Source organism: Micromonospora sp. NBC_01699, from assembly GCF_036250065.1.
In the GTDB taxonomy this organism is placed as follows: domain Bacteria; phylum Actinomycetota; class Actinomycetes; order Mycobacteriales; family Micromonosporaceae; genus Micromonospora_G.
Map to the genome: position 1 here is coordinate 2,291,757 of NZ_CP109199.1, position 17,954 is coordinate 2,309,710.

General features: G+C 70.2%; 13 protein-coding genes. 9 read left to right on the plus strand and 4 right to left on the minus strand.

From position 1 onward, the window contains the following. Nucleotides 1–31 precede the first annotated feature (31 nt). Nucleotides 32–841, minus strand: coding sequence for an exodeoxyribonuclease III (locus OG792_RS10305; protein ID WP_329109066.1), 810 nt, complete (start codon nt 839–841; stop codon nt 32–34). 116 nt (nt 842–957) lie between these two features. Beyond that, the gene (locus OG792_RS10310; RefSeq protein WP_329109067.1) at nt 958–1,884 is read right to left on the minus strand and encodes a proteasome assembly chaperone family protein; all 927 of its coding nucleotides are present in this window, start codon (nt 1,882–1,884) and stop codon (nt 958–960) included. A 506-nt stretch (nt 1,885–2,390) separates the two neighbouring features. Between OG792_RS10310 and OG792_RS10315 the strand changes: the two genes are divergently transcribed. Continuing rightward, nucleotides 2,391–3,302 carry a peptidase M23 gene (locus OG792_RS10315; protein WP_329109068.1) on the plus strand — a complete coding sequence of 304 codons (912 nt, stop codon included), beginning with the start codon at nt 2,391–2,393 and terminating at the stop codon, nt 3,300–3,302. Here the strand turns inward: OG792_RS10315 and OG792_RS10320 are convergent. Then, nucleotides 3,283–4,242 (minus strand): hypothetical protein, encoded by a 960-nt coding sequence (locus OG792_RS10320; RefSeq protein WP_329109070.1) that lies wholly within the window; start codon nt 4,240–4,242, stop codon nt 3,283–3,285. The two genes, OG792_RS10315 and OG792_RS10320, sit on opposite strands and share 20 nt — an antisense overlap. A gap of 191 nt (nt 4,243–4,433) precedes the next feature. On the opposite strand from OG792_RS10320, the gene OG792_RS10325 reads away from it, so the two are divergent. Next, the gene (locus OG792_RS10325) at nt 4,434–4,583 is read left to right on the plus strand and encodes a hypothetical protein (RefSeq protein WP_329109072.1); all 150 of its coding nucleotides are present in this window, start codon (nt 4,434–4,436) and stop codon (nt 4,581–4,583) included. 72 nt (nt 4,584–4,655) lie between these two features. After that, nucleotides 4,656–5,399, plus strand: coding sequence for an EcsC family protein (locus tag OG792_RS10330; RefSeq protein WP_442932397.1), 744 nt, complete (start codon nt 4,656–4,658; stop codon nt 5,397–5,399). Here the strand turns inward: OG792_RS10330 and OG792_RS10335 are convergent. Further along, nucleotides 5,389–6,258, minus strand: a complete 870-nt coding sequence (locus OG792_RS10335) for an SGNH/GDSL hydrolase family protein (protein ID WP_329109074.1) — start codon at nt 6,256–6,258, stop codon at nt 5,389–5,391. The two genes, OG792_RS10330 and OG792_RS10335, sit on opposite strands and share 11 nt — an antisense overlap. Before the next feature lie 116 nt (nt 6,259–6,374). Here OG792_RS10335 and OG792_RS10340 point away from each other — a divergent pair, with 116 nt between their 5' ends. From OG792_RS10340 to OG792_RS10365, 6 genes are all read left to right on the plus strand, one after another. Further along, nucleotides 6,375–6,644 (plus strand): DUF6343 family protein, encoded by a 270-nt coding sequence (locus OG792_RS10340; RefSeq protein WP_329109077.1) that lies wholly within the window; start codon nt 6,375–6,377, stop codon nt 6,642–6,644. A gap of 13 nt (nt 6,645–6,657) precedes the next feature. Beyond that, on the plus strand, nt 6,658–8,070 hold the full coding sequence (locus tag OG792_RS10345) for an NADP-dependent succinic semialdehyde dehydrogenase (protein ID WP_329109079.1): 1,413 nt from the start codon (nt 6,658–6,660) through the stop codon (nt 8,068–8,070). A 19-nt stretch (nt 8,071–8,089) separates the two neighbouring features. Then, complete coding sequence (locus OG792_RS10350) at nt 8,090–9,661, plus strand: Na+/H+ antiporter (protein WP_329109080.1); 1,572 nt, start codon at nt 8,090–8,092, stop codon at nt 9,659–9,661. Beyond that, on the plus strand, nt 9,658–9,915 hold the full coding sequence (locus tag OG792_RS10355; RefSeq protein ID WP_329109081.1) for a UBP-type zinc finger domain-containing protein: 258 nt from the start codon (nt 9,658–9,660) through the stop codon (nt 9,913–9,915). The genes OG792_RS10350 and OG792_RS10355 overlap by 4 nt, the downstream gene beginning before the upstream one ends. A 59-nt stretch (nt 9,916–9,974) precedes the next feature. Then, nucleotides 9,975–10,340 (plus strand): hypothetical protein, encoded by a 366-nt coding sequence (locus tag OG792_RS10360; protein ID WP_329109082.1) that lies wholly within the window; start codon nt 9,975–9,977, stop codon nt 10,338–10,340. A gap of 592 nt (nt 10,341–10,932) precedes the next feature. Further along, nucleotides 10,933–17,814, plus strand: coding sequence for a LamG domain-containing protein (locus OG792_RS10365; protein ID WP_329109083.1), 6,882 nt, complete (start codon nt 10,933–10,935; stop codon nt 17,812–17,814). Nucleotides 17,815–17,954 lie beyond the last annotated feature (140 nt).

Genomic DNA, 17,954 nt, shown 5'->3' on the forward strand with positions numbered 1-17,954 from the left:
TCTCCCGCCAGGCTGCTGCAACGGTGGCGTGTCACAGGACGGCGACCACGGGCCCGCCACCGATCGCCGATTCAATGTCGACCACGATCGGCGCGTGGTCGGAGGGTCCGGTGCCCTTGCGGGCCTCCCGATCGACGTACGCCGAGGAGACCGCGTCGGCGAACGTGTCGGTGGCGTACACCAGGTCGATCCGCATGCCCTTGTTCTGGTGGAACATCCCGGCCCGGTAGTCCCAGTAGGTGTACGGGTGCGGGCCCTTCATCGGCGTCGGCACCACGTCGTTCAGGCCGAGTTCGCGCAGGTCGGCGAGGGCCTGTCGCTCGGCCGGGGTGACGTGGGTCGAGCCGACGAACAGCGCCGGGTCCCACACGTCGGCGTCGGTCGGGGCGACGTTGTAGTCCCCGCACACGGTCAGCGGGCGGTCCGGTCGCAGTTCGGCGGCCAGTGCCCCGCGCAGCGCCGCCAGCCAGGCCAGCTTGTACGCGTAGTGCGGCGAGTCCGGGGTGCGCCCGTTCGGTACGTAGATCGACCAGACCCGTACGCCGCCGCAGGTCGCCGCTAGGGCACGCGCCTCGGGCTCGGGGAAGCCGGGCTCACCGGGGAAGCCGACCACCACGTCGTCGAGCCCGATCCGGGAGAGGATCGCCACCCCGTTCCAGCGGCCGTCGCTGTGGCTGGCGGTGGTGTAGCCGAGTTCGCCGACCTCGGTGACCGGGAAGCCGCCGTCCGGGCACTTTGTCTCCTGAAGGCAGACGACATCCGGTTTGGTGTCGGCGAGCCAGGCCAGCAACCGGGGGAGGCGGGCCTTGACCGAGTTGACGTTCCAGGTAGCCAGGCGCATGTGCACAGCCTGCCGTACGCCGGGCTTGGTCGCCGGCCTTGCCGCGCCGGACGTCCCGCGCGCCCGACGGCCGTCCGGTCGGCGGCGGGGGAGCGCCGCCGACCGGACGGGGACCGTCAGGTGTTCGGGGTGTCGCCCGGTCGGGGGCCCTGCTGTTCGGCGAGGAAGCGTTCCAGCTCCGCGCCGAGTTCGTCGGCGGTCGGCAGCGGCCCGGTCTGCGCGGAGAGCAGGTTGGCGCCACCGCGACCACGGGTGAACGCGTCGTACTGCTCCTCCAGGGCGTGCACCAGAGCGCCGGCCTCGTCTGTCTGGGCGACCTGCCGGTCGATGTCGGTCCGGACCTGCTCTGCGGCGGTGCGCAGGCCCTCGGTGGGCAGGAGTAGCCCGGTGGAGCGGGAGATCGAACTGAGCAGCAACTCGGCGGCGGCCGGGTACTCGGTCTGGGCCACGTAGTGCGGCACGTGCACCGCGAAGCCGACCGCGTCGCGGCCGATCTGACCGAGCCGGAACTCCAGCAGGTGTCCGGCGCTGCCCGGCACCTGCACCCGTTGCAACCACGGTTCGTGGCCGGCGATCAGCTCCGGTCGGGTGCCGTGCGCCGTGACCCCGGTGGGCCGGGTGTGCGGTACGGCCATCGGGATCGAGTTCAGCCCGACGGTCAGCCGTACGCCGAGCTGGCTGGACAGCGCGATCACCGCGCTGGTGAACCGTTCCCACTGCATGTCCGGCTCCGGGCCGGTCAGCAGGAGCAGCGGCGTCCCGGCGTCGTCGTGCAGCAGGTGCAGTTCGAGTTTGGGATCCTCGTACGACTCCCAGTGGTCCTCCACGAAGACCATGGTGGGTCGGCGGGAGCGGTAGTCGAGCAGCTGGTCGATGTCGAAGGTGGCGATCGGCCGACCTTCCAGCGTCGACAGGAGCTGCTCCCGGGCGAGCCGGGTCGCGTTGCCGGCGTCGGTGAAGCCGGTCAGCGCCTGGATCAACACCGGCTGACCCAGCTCGGGCAGGTCGTCGGTGAGCTGGTAGAGCTCGTGCGGATCGAGCACCGGTAAGGACCTCCTCAACGGGATGCGCCTACGACAGACGGCACCTCGGTGTACGCAACGCTTACGCCATCTTGGTCCATTCCGTCCGGCGACTCTGTCACCCCCCTTGAGCATGACTCGCGATTCGGGCTCTGGGCAGGGGTCGGCGCCGTCGGTTTGCTGCCAACGGTTCGGAACACCCGGCCGTACGCCCACTGCCGCGCGTCGGCGGCACCGTCTCCGACCAGGGCGGTTGTCCGAACGGTGGATACCGGAGACTCTGATCGTTCGGTGTGGCGGTCACCCTAACGGTGGAAGGGAGGTGCTGCCGCCGGTCGTACCCGTTGATTCGAAGGTAAATGCCCGGATGATCCGACGAACGGGCTATCGGAGGTATGGCCGTTTCGCCGGATGTGACCGTTGGGGTTCGTGCCTGTCGCCGGCTGCCCGGTTACCGAGCGGCAAGTGTGGCGAGCGCCACGGCGTCACCCTGCGTAGTCGCGGTTTTCCGTGCCTAGCCTCGTCGGATGCGTGACGACGACAGACTTGTTCCCGAGGAAGACGCCGTGGGCACCACTGACCGTTCGGCCGAGGCGGCCTCCGTCGAGCCGGTTCCCGATCCGTACGGCGAGCACGACGACACCCCTGGCCGGCTCGACCGGATGGCCACCGGACTGCGGAGCGTGACGCGTACGTGGGCCCGGCTGTGGGGCTCGTTGCGGCACACCCGCCCGGTGCCGCGTACGGTGGCCGTCGGGTTGCTCTGCGCCCTCGGCCTGCTCGCCTTCACCCAGGGCCGGATAGTGACCGGGAACACACCCGCCGAGAGCGGGTCGAGCGCCGAGCGGGCCGCCCTCGTCCAGCGGGCCCGGGCGGAACAGCCCGCCTCCCGGTCGGAGAAGCGTACGGAGGCCAGCCCGGCGGCAACCCCGGATCCGGACGTACCGGCAGCGAGCCCGGCCGCCCCCGCGCCGCCCCCGCCGCCGGTCGACCCCGGCCCGGTCGCCGGCCTGACCGGGGTGCAGATGGACAACGCCAAGGCGATCGTCCGGACCGGTCACGACATGGGCATGCCCCGCCGCGCTCTGATCATCGGCGTGGCGACCGCGATGCAGGAGAGCAACCTGCTCAACCTGGCCAACGACGCCCTGCCCGAGTCACTGGACCACTCGAACCAGGGCACCGGCTGGGACCACGACTCGGTCGGCCTGTTCCAGCAGCGAACCAGCAGCGGCTGGGGCCCGGTCGACAAACTCATGGACCCCGCGTACGCGACCGCCCAGTTCTTCAACGCGCTGCGGCGGATCCCCGGCTGGCAGCAGTTGCCGCTGACCGACGCGGCGCAGGCCGTACAGGTGTCGGCGTTCCCCGGCTACTACGCCCGGCACGAGGGCGCGGCGACCGAGGTGGTCGACGCGATCATCCCGCCGAAGCGCTGACCACTATCCGGTCCAGGTCGGCCGTCCGGCTGCGCCGGTTGCCGAACTCGACCGTGTTGGCGCCGGCCCGCAGCGACAGCGTGACCGACACCGCCGCGACCGGATCACTGTCGGAACCGGTGTCCGCGAACGACACCTCGGTCTGCCGGCCGTTCACGGTGACCGTGCCGGACCGTCGCTCGCCGCTGGCGTAGTACAACGTGAGCGTGTAACGGCCGGCGGTCGGCACGGTGATCCGGGAGAACCGGACAGTGTTGCCGGATCCGTCGCCGATGCCGGTGACCACCGAGCCGCCGGAGGCGCCGCCGCGCGACCGTACGCCGGTCCGGCCCCGGCGTTCCGCCGCCGGACCCTCCGCCTCGACCGACACGGTGAACGCCGCCGGCGGCGGAAGTTGGGCCGGCTGGTTCGGCGCCGGTGGTTGCGGTGCCGCCAGCGGTGCCCCGGTACCGCCGTCGGTGCCCGGCGCGACCGCCGGGGCGCCGCTCGGGGTGGCACTCGTTGTCCGGGTCGCGCTCCGGCTGGCCGCGGGTGTTCGGCTGCCACCGTCGGAGACGCCGGGAACCGGCGAGGTGGCCTGCGGCTGCTGCGGGTCCGTCGGCCCGGTGACGGCCGGCGGGGCCGGCTGGACCTGCCGGTCCGGCCCGGAACCGGCCAGACCCCGGTCGAGCAGCACCGGTACGCCAACTGCGGCCGCCACGGTGGCGACCGCGACGAGCGCAGTGACCCGCCACCGCCCACCACGGGACGGACCGCGCCGCCGTCGGGCGGCCTGCCCCCGCACCGGTGCCGAGCCCGACGGTTCGGGATCGGACGCGGGCACCACCGGGAGCAGCGCGGTCGCCGCCGCGTCCTCGGGCCGTACCGGTCGGCGCCCGGTCGGCGGTAGCCACCCGCCGATCCGCAGCGGCACCGGATCCTCGTCGCCTGTCCCGGCCAAAGTTGTCCTCCGTATGCGTCCCGGACCCGTTTCCAACGCCCGACGACGCTACCGCAGCCGGGTCGGCGAGCCGGCGCCGGATCGATGCCCGTGCCTTGATCTTCCGGGCCACTGTGGACCGGTCCCCGGCACGACCGGTGTGGCGCTCGACCGGGGTGGGTACAACTGAGGGACCACGAGAGGGGTACGAGATGTCATCACTGGTACGACGGGTCCGAGCTTTCCTTCAGTCACCCCGCGGTCGGCAGTTGGTCGACCGGGGTCGGCGCGAGCTGGCCAAGCCGAGCAACCAGCAGCGGTTGCGCCAGCTCATGGCCCGGTTCAACGGTCGTCGTCGCTGACCGCGTCCAACCCCTACCGGGCCCACCCATACCGTCCGTTGTCCGCACAGCGATCCCCCCTCGGAGTTCCCCGTGACCGACGCTGAACCCGCCGCCACCCGCCCCGACCCGTCCCTGGCTGTTCCCGACGCCGACCCGGCCGACGCCGGGGAAGCCACCGCGGCGCCACCGGTCGGACTCTGGGAACGGATGCGCGAGGACCCGCAGTACGCCCCCGAGCACCTGGCCCTGGAGGCGGTCCGCCGGCTCGGCCCGGAGGCGCGGGCCTGGGTCGAGGCCACCCGGACGGCCCATCCCGGGCTCGATCGCGACGGGGTGGCCCAACTCGCCAAGAAGCGATTCGTCGCGCGGGCCCGGCTGTCCGGCGCGGTCTCCGGGGCCGCCGGGCTGCCCGGCGCGGTGCTCGACATCGGGGTGCTGGCCTGGACCCAGGCCCGGATGGTGCTGCACATCGCGGCCGCGTACGGGCACGATCCGGAGCACCCGGACCGGGCCACCGACCTGCTGGTGTTGCAGAAGGTGCACAAGGCGGCCGAGACGGCCAGGCTGGCACTGGGGGTGGCGGCGGGTCGGGAACGCGCCGGTGCGCTGTTCGGTCGCGGCAACACCCCGCTGCGTCAGGCGGTGCTGCGGCTGAGCGTACGGCTGGCCAAGATGGCCGGGATCCGGGCCGCCAAGCGGGTCTTCGCGAAGGTGATTCCCGGCGCGGCGATCATCCTCGGCACCTGGGCCAACTCGTCGGCCACCACCGACCTGGCCGAGCGGACGGTCGAGCTCTACGGCCGGCGGGCGGTCAGCGGGGCGCTCAACCGGTGAGGCCGGAGGCGGCCCAGGTGACCTCGGCGAGCTTGTTCTGACCGTCCACGTCCGGGTGGAAGTAGTCCAGCCGGTTCAGCATGTCCAGGCTGAACCGCACCCGGTGCACCGCACCGCCGTCGTGCCGGCAGCGGGAGCCGTACGCCCGGCAGGCGGCGACGAGTTGCTTGTTGTAGGCGTCGATCCGGGCCCGGAACACCGATCGGCGGCTCACGTCGGCGGCGGCGGTCGACGTCGGGTTCGCCAACAGGGCCGGGCAGATGCCCCGGTTCCAGGCCCGGACCGCCTGGGTATCGGAGTGGCCGATCTCCCAGAGCCGGTACAGGTCGGGCAGGCTGATCACCAGCACCCGCGCCTTCGGCCGCCCCTGCTTGAGTACGGCCAACGCCCGGTCGACCTCCGCCCGGAACTGGGTCACCTCGGTCATGTCCTCGATCCGGCTCCGACACGCGTCCATCGCCCCGATCAGCACGGTGACGTAGTCCGCCCCGTCGTTCACGGCCGAGGTCGCCTGACCGGCGAGCTGTCGCGCGCGGGCGCCGGCCTCCGCCTCGTTGTGCCCGTTGCCACGGATCGCCGGGTTGGCCGCCAGCAGTCGCCGGTAGTGGCTGTCGACCCGCAGGCCGTCCCCGGTCGACCAGGAGTTGCGCTGGCAGTCGCTCAGCAGCAGGCAGGTGCCGAAACCGGTGCTGATCGAGTCGCCGATCGCGGCCATCGCGGCCGGCAGACCGGGCCGGACGGAGGGGGAGGCGGGCGGTGCGGGACTGGGCTGCCCGATCCCACCGCCGCCGCTCTCGCAGGCGAGCGCGGCGAGGGCGAGCACGGCGACAGCGGCCGTGGTGGTCCAGCGACGAGGCACTTTATTACCCCGATTCTTCAGCCGAAAGCACGGGTGCGGTAACTCTACGCTGATCCCGACGATGGTCGGAACACGCGAACGGGTTAACCGGGGACTCGGCCGGGTAGTTCAGGCAGGTGGCGGGAAAATCGCAGCCCACCGGGGCGAAGGGGACGGTCGGGCATCCGTACAGTGCGCTCAACCTGCGGCTGGTGCTGGCCCTGTTCGGGCTGGTGGTCTCCGCCGGACTGGGCGTGTTGGTGGTGCTCACCGGCCACTGGGTGCCGGCGGTGATCCTCTTCGTGCTCGCCGCCGTGGCCGTCGTCGACCTGGTGATCATTTTGCGTCGGCGGGCCCAGCGACGCCGGGAGGAACCACCGGGTACGCGCCACTCGCTCTTCGAGTAGCAGGGGGTACGACATGTCGATCGCCACCATCAACCCGGCCAACGGACAGCTGCTCAAGACGTACGACTCGATGTCGACGGAGCAGGTCGACGCGGCGATCGGACGGGCCGACGACGCCTTCCGTACGCTGCACTCCACCACCTTCGCCGAACGCGGCCGGTGGATGAACGCGGCGGCCGACCTGCTGCTGCGGGAGTGCGACGAGCTGGCCCGGCTGATGACGGTCGAGATGGGCAAGACCTTCGCCTCGGCCCGCGCCGAGGTGGCCAAGTGCGCCTCGGCCTGCCGGTTCTACGCCGCGAACGCCGAGGGCTTCCTCGCCGACGAGCCGGGCGACGCCGAGGCGGTCGGCGCCATCCGGGCCTTCACCCGCTACCAACCGCTCGGCCCGGTGCTCGCGGTGATGCCGTGGAACTTCCCGCTCTGGCAGGTGATGCGGTTTGCCGCGCCCGCCCTGATGGCCGGCAACGTCGGCCTGCTCAAGCACGCGTCGAACGTGCCGCAGACCGCGCTCTACCTCGACGAACTCTTCCGCCGCGCGGGCTTCCCGGTCGGCGCGTTCCAGGCCCTGATCGTCGGCTACGAGGCGGTCGAGCAGGTGCTGGTCGACCCACGGGTCAGGGCCGCCACCCTCACCGGCAGCGAACGGGCCGGCCGCTCGGTGGCCCGGATCGCCGGCCAGGAGATCAAGAAGACGGTGCTGGAACTGGGCGGCAGCGACCCGTTCGTGGTGATGCCCTCGGCCGACATCCAGCGGGCCGCCGAGGTCGCCACCACCGCCCGCTGCCAGAACAACGGCCAGTCGTGCATCGCCGCCAAGCGGTTCATCGTGCACACCGACGTCTTCGACGCCTTCGCCGCCGCGTTCGCCGCCCGGATGGACGCGTTGCAGGTCGGCGACCCGATGGACCCGAGCACCGACGTCGGCCCGCTCGCCACCGAACAGGGGCGAATCGACGTGGAGGAGCAGGTGGACGACGCCGTACGGCTCGGTGCGCGGGTGCTCTGCGGTGGGCAGCGGCCGGACGGCGACGGCTGGTTCTACCCGCCGACGGTGGTGACCGACCTGACCCCGTCGATGCGGATGTGGACCGAGGAGGTGTTCGGCCCGGTGGCCGGACTGTTCCGGGCCGAGTCGTACGAGCAGGCGATCGAACTCGCCAACGGCACCAAGTTCGGGCTGGGCTCGAACGCGTGGACCACCGACCCGGACGAACAGGAACGTTTCGCCCGGGACCTCGACGCGGGCAGCGTCTTCATCAACGGCATGACCACCTCCTACCCCGAGTTGCCGTTCGGCGGGGTGAAGAACTCCGGGTACGGCCGGGAACTGTCCGCGTACGGAATCCGGGAGTTCTGCAACACCAAGACGGTGTGGGTGGGTGACGGCGCGGCCAGCGGTGGCGCCGGTTCGCACAGCGAGTAACGCCCCTAGGCTGTGCCGCATGGAGGCACTCTTCGAGGTCGTTCTGTTCCTGGCGATCGCGACCCTGGGCGCCGCCCTGGCCCGCCGATTCGGTCTGCTCGCGCCGATCGTGCTGCTCGTGGTCGGGGTGGCGCTGTCGTTCGTCCCCGGCTTCCCGCTGGTACGCCTGGACCCCGAACTGGTGCTGGTCGGCATCCTGCCGCCGCTGCTGTACGTCGCCGCGATCCAGACCTCGGTGCCGGCGTTCCGGTACAACCTGCGGCCGATCCTGCTGCTCGCCGTCGGGCTGGTGCTGTTCACCGCGTTCCTGGTCGGCTTCGTGGTGCACGCCGTGCTGCCGGACGTACCGCTGGCGATCTGCCTGGCTCTCGGCGCGGTCGTCGCGCCGCCGGACGCGGTCGCGGCCACCGCGGTCGCGCGTCGGATCGGCCTGCCCCGACGGGTGGTGACCATCCTTGAGGGCGAGAGCCTGATCAACGACGCGACCGCGCTGGTGCTGCTGCGGGTGGCCACCCTGGCCGCGATCGGCAGCGGGCTCGACACCTTCGGAGTCGCCGGCCAGGTGCTGGTCACCGCCGGTGGCGGGCTGCTGGTCGGGCTGATCGGCGTCGTGGTCATCGGCTGGCTGCACAAACGGATCAAGGATCCGCTGCTGGACAACACCCTGTCCCTGCTCACCCCGTTCATCGTGGTCTTCGCCGCCGAGGAGATCCACGCCTCCGGGGTGGTCGCCGTGGTCGTGGTCGGACTCGCCCTCGGACACAAGCTGCCGGTGTTGCTCTCGGCCGCCTCCCGGCTCCAGACGATGGCCTTCTGGCGGCTGGCCACCTTCCTGCTCGAAGGGCTGGTCTTCCTGCTCGTCGGGCTGCAACTGCGGGACCTGCTGAGCCGGCTCGACACCGAGATCGGCACGCTGGTGCTGGTCACCGTCGCCGTGCTCGGCACGGTCTTCATCACCCGGTTCCTCTGGATCTTCCCGGCCAGCCTGCTGGTCCGGCTGGTGCCGCAGGTACGCCGCAACGGCACCGCGCTGCCGGCCCGGGTCTCGGCCGTCCTGTCCTGGGCCGGCATGCGCGGGGTGGTCACCCTCGGCGCGGCGCTCGCCCTGCCGCTGCCCAGCGACGAGCTGGCCTACCCCCGGGACCTGTTCGTCTGGCTCGCCTTCGTGGTGATCGTGGTGACCCTGGGGATCCAGGGCGCCACCCTGCCGATGGTCGCCCGGCTGCTGCGGATCCCGGCCGACGACCCGGCCAAGGACGCGCTCGCCGAGGCCGCCGTGCAGCAGCAGGCCGGCAGGGCGGCCAGGGAACGGCTGGAGGCGGTCGCCGAGGACGCTCCGCCCGCCGTGGTCGAACGCCTCCGGGGGCTGGTCGAGCAGCGCAGCAACAGTGCCTGGGAGCGGCTGGGGGGCGCCGAACGCGAAACCCCGTCGCAGGCGTACGGTCGGCTGCGGCAGGAGATGATCGACGCGGAGCGCGAGGTGTTCCGGACCGCCCGGGACGAGGGGCGGATCACGGAAGAGGTGCTCGTGCGGGCGTACCGCGATCTGGATCTGGAAGAGTCGCTGCTGCGACGGAAGGGTGAGCGATGAGCTGCGCACATCTGGCCGAGGCGGCCCAGCCGGAGCCGCAGAGCACCGACGGGTGCCAGGACTGCCTGGAGAACGGCTGGTCCGACTGGGTGCACCTGCGCCTGTGTCTGACCTGTGGCCGAGTGAGCTGCTGCGACTCCTCACCGCGCCGGCACGCCACCGCCCACTCCCACGCCACCGGCCACCCGGTCATCCAGTCGTTCCAGCCCGGTGAGTCCTGGCGCTGGTGCTACGCCGACGAACAGGTCGGCTGACCCCCGTCCCGCAGCCCCTGGATGATCCTTGGCCTACCCGGGTCCCGGAGGTCGCCGCGGTGCTCACCGTGACCGCCAGCCCCACCGCCGTGGTCTCCGGAGCGGCTACCACCATCACGATCTCCGGCACCTCCAACGATGCCCGCATCGACCTGTTGTCCACCGGCGGGCCGGGCACCCTGACCTCGTTCACCACCTTCGTCTCCTGTGGCGGTGGTTCCTTCAACACCCCCAATGACCCCAACCCGACCAACGACACCATTACCTTCACCTGCACCGTCCTCACCGGGTTGTTCAATCGAATGAGTCGGTTGTTCGAAATCTTTGTGAGGGTTTCTGCTGCCGCATCCGCTTTGCCGGAGCCGGGTTTGATTGGACACCTTTCGGGACATGCTCTATTTCCGACATCGGGCTTTGATGGCTGACGCTGTGCGCGCCACATAAGACATGTCGGATTCGTCGGCGCCCCGTCGGCTGGCCCCTGTTGACGCTTGTTTCGCAATACCGTCCCGTGTCAAATCAACGACACCGACCAGCCTGGCTGAATACTCTCCCTCACTCAGGGGGCTAATCCGGCTGGAGGTGCAGGTCGGGCGGTGTGCCCGAGCGTGAGCGTCGACCGGCACCGGTTGTTGTTCTGGACGTCGTCGGGTGCGCCCGACCGATTTGTAAATTCGTAATACTTATTGCGGGTGTAGCCCCGAGGGAATTCAGCACCTATGATTCCGAGGTGTTCTCCGGGTGGGCGGGGCGGGCGGCCCCGCAGATCCCGGACGTCGATTCTCGCGTCGAATCGCCGTAATCGCACGGATTCCTGATCGGCAATGCGGAATCCGTTGTAGACCGTGTTTCCAGAAGGCCCGGTTTGGTATGCCTCCGGGCTGATTCCGCAGTTCCTCCGCCCATGAACGTGGTTCGTCGACTTGGGGGTAGAGAGTGCCGAACAAGAACCTGGTCAGGGTTTACAGCGACAGAAAATACGTGTTCACGACGACGGTACGGCATCAGGGTACGACAGTGGCGTTCGCGATGGACGACTCCGGGCGCATCTACTACAACGTGCTGAACCTGGAGCTGGGTAGCCGTGCGCGGGGCGAGATCGACAGCTCGTACTGGAGCGACAACCCGCCGCCGCTGACGTTCCCGAGCGAGATCACCGAGGTCGCTTTCGGTGGCGGCGAGACGGTCGGCGTGCCGCCGGTCAAGCTGGGCGGGCGGGTCGAGGTGGCCGCCGGCATGCAGGTGCAGCCCGAGGACCTGGACCCGTTCCTGTCCACGACGGCCCGGTTGGGCGTCCAGGCGCCGTTCCAGGTGGTCTCGGACGGCAGGTACCTGATGCTGTTTCGCCAGTCGGTTCACGAGACGCATCCGGACGCGCTGTTCCGACTGACCGGTGGCGGCGCCTCCGGGGACGCGAGCCGTACGGACTATGTCCAGGTGGGTGGGGCCCGGGTGCCGGTGGTGTCCCGCACCGTCCTGTGTGACCGGTTCGTGCAGGTGGGCGCGACGGTCAAGCCGGTGCTTGAGGTGCGTTACCGGCGTAGCCGGAGCAAGACGTCGCCCGCCTCCGGTAGTGACACCCTGGGCACCCGGGACCTGGACGGTAACCCGTTCTACGAGCCCACCCGGCAGTTGTCCTTCGTCCGTAACGTCACCGAGGGCAGGTTCGCGGTGATGCTGTTGCCCACCCAGGTCGACGGTGTCTCGCGGTGGCAGCTGTTTGCGGTGAACACACTGACCAGTCGTATCGACTCCTTCAACATCGAGCGTGCCGACGATGGGCTGTTCAACCTGGCGGGCACCCAGTTCTACACCAGCCCGGACCCGAGATACGCGGCCTCGGTGCTCGAACGCGAGCCCGGCTCGGACCCGTTCACCAAGAAGCCGCTGGTGCCGGTCCCGCTGTCGACCGACCGGGCGGGGACCGCGTTGCGCCTCGACGGCCAGGACGACCACATCGACCTGGGCAGTGCGCCGAGCGCGCGGTTGCAGGGCGCGTACACGGTGGAAGTGTGGATCAACCCGGCCGCCACCGGTGGGGTCATCGTGGCCGCCGGGGACGGGACGCAGGCGGGATCGTTCACGCTCCGGTTGACCGCCGCCAAGGGACTGGTGTTGACCCATCCCGGCACCGGTAACACGCTGACCTCGCCCGATGCGCTGGTGGCGACCGGGCGCTACACCCATGTCGCGGCGGTTTTCGGCGGCGGCACCGGCGGCACCGGGGCCAAGGGCCGGCTGTACGTCGACGGCGTCGAGGTGGCCAGCGCGGCGATGTCGTTCACCTCCGCCTCGTCCTCCGGGGTGGCGACGTATGTCGGCGCCCGGCGGTCGGGGACCGGAGCGGCCGACTTCTTCCGTGGTGATGTCGACGAGGTGCGCGTCTGGAGTCAGGCGCGCACGGCCGCCGACCTGGCCCGCGACTTCCGTCGTCGTCTCGCCGGGGTCGAGCCGGGGTTGGTCGCGTACTACCGCTTCGACGAGGGCACGGGAAGCAGCGTCGCCGATCACACCGACAACGGGTTCGACGGCACCGTCAGGGGCGCCGCGGTGTGGGTGACCTCGGGTGCGCCGGTGGGGGACAGCCCGGGACTGTCCCGGGAGACGTTCGGTTTCACGGGCCGGTCGCTGACCGCCGGGGTGGCCTCGGTGCTGTACTTCCAGCAGGAGGAGACCGTCGCAGGCTACGCCGACCAACCCAGCCCGACGAAGCGGCAGGCGCGGATCCTGCTGGCGTGCCCGACGGTCGACGCTTCTACCCCGGGTGGTGATCCACTGCTCGCCACCCTCGACCTCGCTCTCGCCACCGACGGCCGGCTGGCGCGGGTACCCCGGTCGGTCGCGCTGTCCATCATTGGCCGCCCGAATCCGACCAAGGACATGGACGTGCTCAGCGCGGCTCAGGACGCGGTCACGGCCGCGCAGGCGAAGCTGGTCATGGATCAGAGTGTCCTTGACCAGGCGGACAAGGCCGTGCGGGATTCTTTTCCGTCGTACGAATACTGGAACGGCAGGTACTGGAACTTCGTCAATTCCGGGTACTGCTACGACGAGGGCAACTTCGTGTGGCCCCACGATCGTTCGGGTCGGGCGAACGACCTGCTGGGGGCGCTGAACTCGACGTCCTCGACCTACAACGCCGCCGTGCGATCCCAGGAGGACGCGAAGGCGCAACTGGCCCGGGACCAGACACTGTTGGCGGACCGACAGGCCACGCTGGCCACGCTCAGCGGAGGGCTGCAAGGCAGCGACGACGTGACGCTGGCGATGCCGACCGTCGCCGTCGACACCACCGGACTGAGCATCTTCGGCGCCGTGCTGGCCTTCGCCTGGAGCCAGAACACCCCGGTCCTGCTCGACAGCGCGACCGGCGAGGTGGTGCTGTACTTCCGTGGTGCCGATGGGCAGTTCTTCTCCGTCTACTACGACGTCACCGCCTTTCGGGCGATCAAGCAGATCACGCTCCCAACCGGCCGGCTCCAGTTGAGAAGCCGGGACACCGGGGTCGATCTGCCCGCGCTGGGGGTCACCGTTTCGGCCGGCCCAGATGCTGCCCACTGCACGGTGGTGGTGACCCGTACGGCGAACAACACGACCCACACCGAGACGTTCAACGCGGTGCCCCGGCGCGCGGACCAGTTCGCGGCGGTCCTCAACGGCACCCCGACCGGGGACCTGCTCGGCACGGTCGCCTCGGTCCAGGCCAACACCCTGAACCTGGCCGCGCCGCTCGCCGCGGGACTGGCGTCGGGCACCCGGATCAGCGTGGCCGGGGTGGTCTACCAGCTGCGGGACTCCGTACCCGCCGTCTCCTCCCTCACCCTGACCACCAGCCCGGCCACGGTACCGGCGGGTACGCAGGTACGGACCGTGGTTTACGACTACGTCTCGGCCACGGCCAGTCGCCCCGGTGCACGCCTGGAGCAGGGCTCGCTGATCGTCGCGGTCGACGCCGGTACGGCCACCGACACCGTGCCCAACGGCCCGGCCGCCGACGTGGTGGCCGGCCGGGGCAACCGCTGGCAGGGCAACGCCCCCGGGCGGGCGTACGCCTTCGACGGCGCCAAGCGTCTCGCTCTCCCGGCAGCCCAGCGTCCTCGGGCGGCGATGGTCGGCGACGTGACTCTGGAAGCCTGGGCCAACCCCGGCTTCGCCGGCGGGCAGAGCCGCATCGTGCACGCCAACCTGCCCGGCACCCCCACCACCCGCTACACCCTCGGCGTGTCCGGCGCCCCCTACCCCTCGGCGCTGGAGTTCAACGGGAGCAACGACTACCTCGACTGCGGCACCGGCATCAACCTGACCGGCACCTCCTTCACGATCGAGTTCTGGGCCAAGCGGCTGACGAACAGCCGGGAGGACTACATCATCGGCCTCGGCACATCGGGTGCGACAAGCCAGTACATGCACATCGGGTTCCGCTCCAACAACGTGTTCTCGATGGATTTCTACAGCGACAGCGTGGACGTTCCTTCCTCTTACCTCGATCTGAACTGGCACCACTGGGCGTGCGTGTACGACCGGGAGGGCACCAACCGCCTCCAGATCATCTACCGGGACGGGGTGGAAGTCGCCCGTCGTACCGCCAACGCACATTTCGCCGGGACCGGCAAACTCATGCTCGGGCGGATCGTCACCGCCCACTGGGACATCAAGGCGTACACCCAGTTGGACGAGGTACGCATCTGGAGTCGCGCCCGTTCCGCCGATGAGTTGAAGGCGGACAAGGACCGTCGGCTGACCGGTCGGGAGGCAGGTCTGCTCGGTTACTGGAGTTTCGCCGGTCGGCGGACCACGGACCTGACCGGGCGGGGCAACGACGCGACGATCGCCGGGAACCCGAAGGTCGTCGGCTCCAACTTCCCCGGATACAAGGTCCTCGCCGGGGTGGGCGACCAGCTCGTACGCAGCCGGGACGTCTACCCGGCCGGCCAGTGGGGCCACCTCGCGGCGGTGTTCGAGCAGGACTGGGCGCTGCGTTTCGACGGCGCCGCGTGGCTGGACACCGGCCGTGCCGACGCCCTCAACGTGGTCAACGACCTGACGATCGAGGTTGCCCTCCGGCTCGACGCGCTGGGCAACACCCAGGGGCTGGTGAGCAAGGGCGGGCTGGCCGACGGCGCCGGCGGGACCGTGCCGTACGTCTTCTACGTGCAGCCCGACGGGGCGCTGGCCTTCACCTACGAAAACAACGCGAGCACCCAGCCGGGCACCGCCGTCTCCACGACCAAACTCCAGGCGGGTGTGTTCACTCGGGTCGCGGTCACCCGCAAACCCAACCCGGGCAACCCGAACGCGACGGACGTCCAGTTCTACGTCAACGGCGTACAGGCGGGCACCACCGCACTCACCGGCCCGGCGCCGACGGGCAACGACGGGGTCCTCGAAATCGGCCGCTACCGCATCGGCCAGACCGGCTACGGGCTGCGCGGCGTGCTCAGCGAGGTACGGCTGTGGAACATCGCCCGGGAGGCGGCGAAGATCGGTGTGGCGGTCACCGAGAGCACACCGGGCCTGGTCGCCCAGTGGACGTTCCCGGAGAACGCCGGGAACACCACCGCCGACGTCGCCGGCAGCTACACCGGCAGACTGCACAGCGCCAGCTGGGTCAAGACACCCGACCCGGGCGGCAACCGGTTCCGGCTCTACCAGAACGGCGACGCGACCCCGGCCGACCCGGCTCCGGCCACGGACACCGCCGTGACCGCCGGCTATGGGGCCGAACAGTTCACCATCGGCGGCTGCACGAACGCCGACGACAGCCTGCGCGACGCCTTCGCCGGCACCCTCGACGAGATCCGGGTGTGGCAGACGGCGCGGACCGGGGAACAGATTCTCGACAACGCCTTCACCCGACTGCGCGGGGAGTCCGAGGACCTCGTCTGCTACTACCCGTTCGACGCCTCCTCCACCGTCGCCGGTGCCCCGATCCTCGACGCCGGACCGCGCGGGAACAACCTGGCCACCACCGCCGGCAAAGAACCCGCGATCGTGCTCTCCACCTCACCCGTCTCCACCGACACCGCCGAGGTCCGCTCCGCGCTGACCGGCATCCGTACCGCCTTCCACCAGAGGATCGGCGCCGCCCCCTCGGTGGCCGAGTACGCCGACGTCCAACGGATCCCGTACCGAGGCGTCCAGGGAGTGATGAAACGCTGTTACGCCTACCAGCAGGACGGCAACTGGTACCTGGTCACCGGCTACAAGGTCGGTAACCTCGTCAGCACGTGGGTCGGCCAGGCCCAGTTCGACCCGCAGCTCGTCGGCTACATCGAAGGGGCGCCGCCGGTCCCCTCCGAGAACCTCGTCAAGCGTCCGGGCACCGACGACTACGTCGACGCCGCCACGGTCTCCTTCGTTCAGGCCGAAGAGGTCACCAACACCCTGTCGTCCAGCCGGGAGACCAGCATGGACGTCTCGGCGAAGATGAAGTTCTCCTGGGAGGTCTCGGCGGACGTACTGTCGATCACCGCCCCCCTGGGTATGGGCACCGCCCAACCGCTCGCGAAACTCGCCATGGAGGGCAATCTCGAATTCGGCCTCGACTTCTCCAACGGCTGGACCAGTGACGCCGAGGTGTCCGAGGGCAGCAACACCACCCGTACCAGCACCGTCGCCCTCAGCGGCGCGTGGGAGGTCCCGGACCGCCCGCTCAACCCCGCCGCCGGCCAGCGGTGGATCCCGGCCAACACGGGCTACGCCCTGGTCCAGTCCGACACCGCCGACGTCTTCGCGCTGCGCCTGGAACACACCGGTGCGCTGGTCGCCTACCGGATGATGCCCAACCCCGACATCCCCCGCGACTGGAACATCATCGAGTTCCAGATCAACCCGCTGTACACCAAACAGGGCACCCTCGACGGGCTCGTCGGCTACGGACTGACCGGTCCCTTCCCCGACCCCACCCACTATCCCACCGCCGGTGACGGCGCCGAGTACAGCTACTTCAAACCCCGCGAGGCGTACGCCCTCAAACGCCGCGTCGAGCGCCAGGCCCAGCAACTACAGAGCTACTACGACTCGGTGTCCACCGAGACACACGCCCCCGACCGGACCGCCGAAAAGGCCAAGGAAGTGGCCAACAGGTCGTCGGCCCGGCGCAACCTGGCCAACACCTACGTCTGGACCGCCGGCGGCGGCTTCTTCGCCGAATCCACCGAGACCACCGACGCGGTCACCGAGACCACCGGCGGGTCCTACTCCGTCAAGGGCACCCTCAGCGGCGGCGGCATGTTCGAGATCGGCGGCGCCGCGGGCGGCACGAAAATAGGCTTCGAGGCCAGTATCGCGGGCGGCACCAGCGTCACCCGTACCAGGGCGAAGACGGCCACGAAGACGTTCGGGCTCGACGTCGAATGCACCGGCGGCCGGGATCTCCAGCGCTACACCAACGGCGAGACCGCCGTCTACGATCCCGCGACCAACCAGCCCGTCACCACCCCCGGCAGGGTCGACGCGTACCGATTTATGACCTTCTATCTCGACGTCACCAAGGACAACTTCGAGGACTTCTACGGCAAGGTGGTCGACCCAATCTGGCTCGCCACCTCCCCCCAGGCCGCCGCCCTACGCCAAGCCAACCAGGCCGACCAGAAACCACCCTGCTGGCGCGTCTTCCACCGGGTCACCTTCGTCAGCCGCCTACTCGACCCGGTCGCCGCTTCCTCCTCCGCCCCGGCATCCCTGGCCAAGGCGCTGCAAGGCGAAGGCTTCAGCAGCGTCTACGACCTCATCCAAAGCCTCGAACCCGACATCAGAAGCAATCCCGCGAACCTCGCCGACCTCGCCAACCTGAGCGCCGCCACCACCGAGCTGCTCACCAAGAAGCTGTACCGGCTCACCCCGTACCGCCAGGAGATCATCGTGCACGTCGCCCGCTACCTCGGCATCGACCGGTGACCCCACGACCGGAGTCGAGATGATCGCGCCATAGACACCCGAAGGCCGACGGCCCCGGTGCGGCCACCCGCTGCGCCGGGGCCGCGTCGCCCTCAGGTGATCATGGAGTGGGCGACCGCCACCCGCGGTAGCGGGTGGCG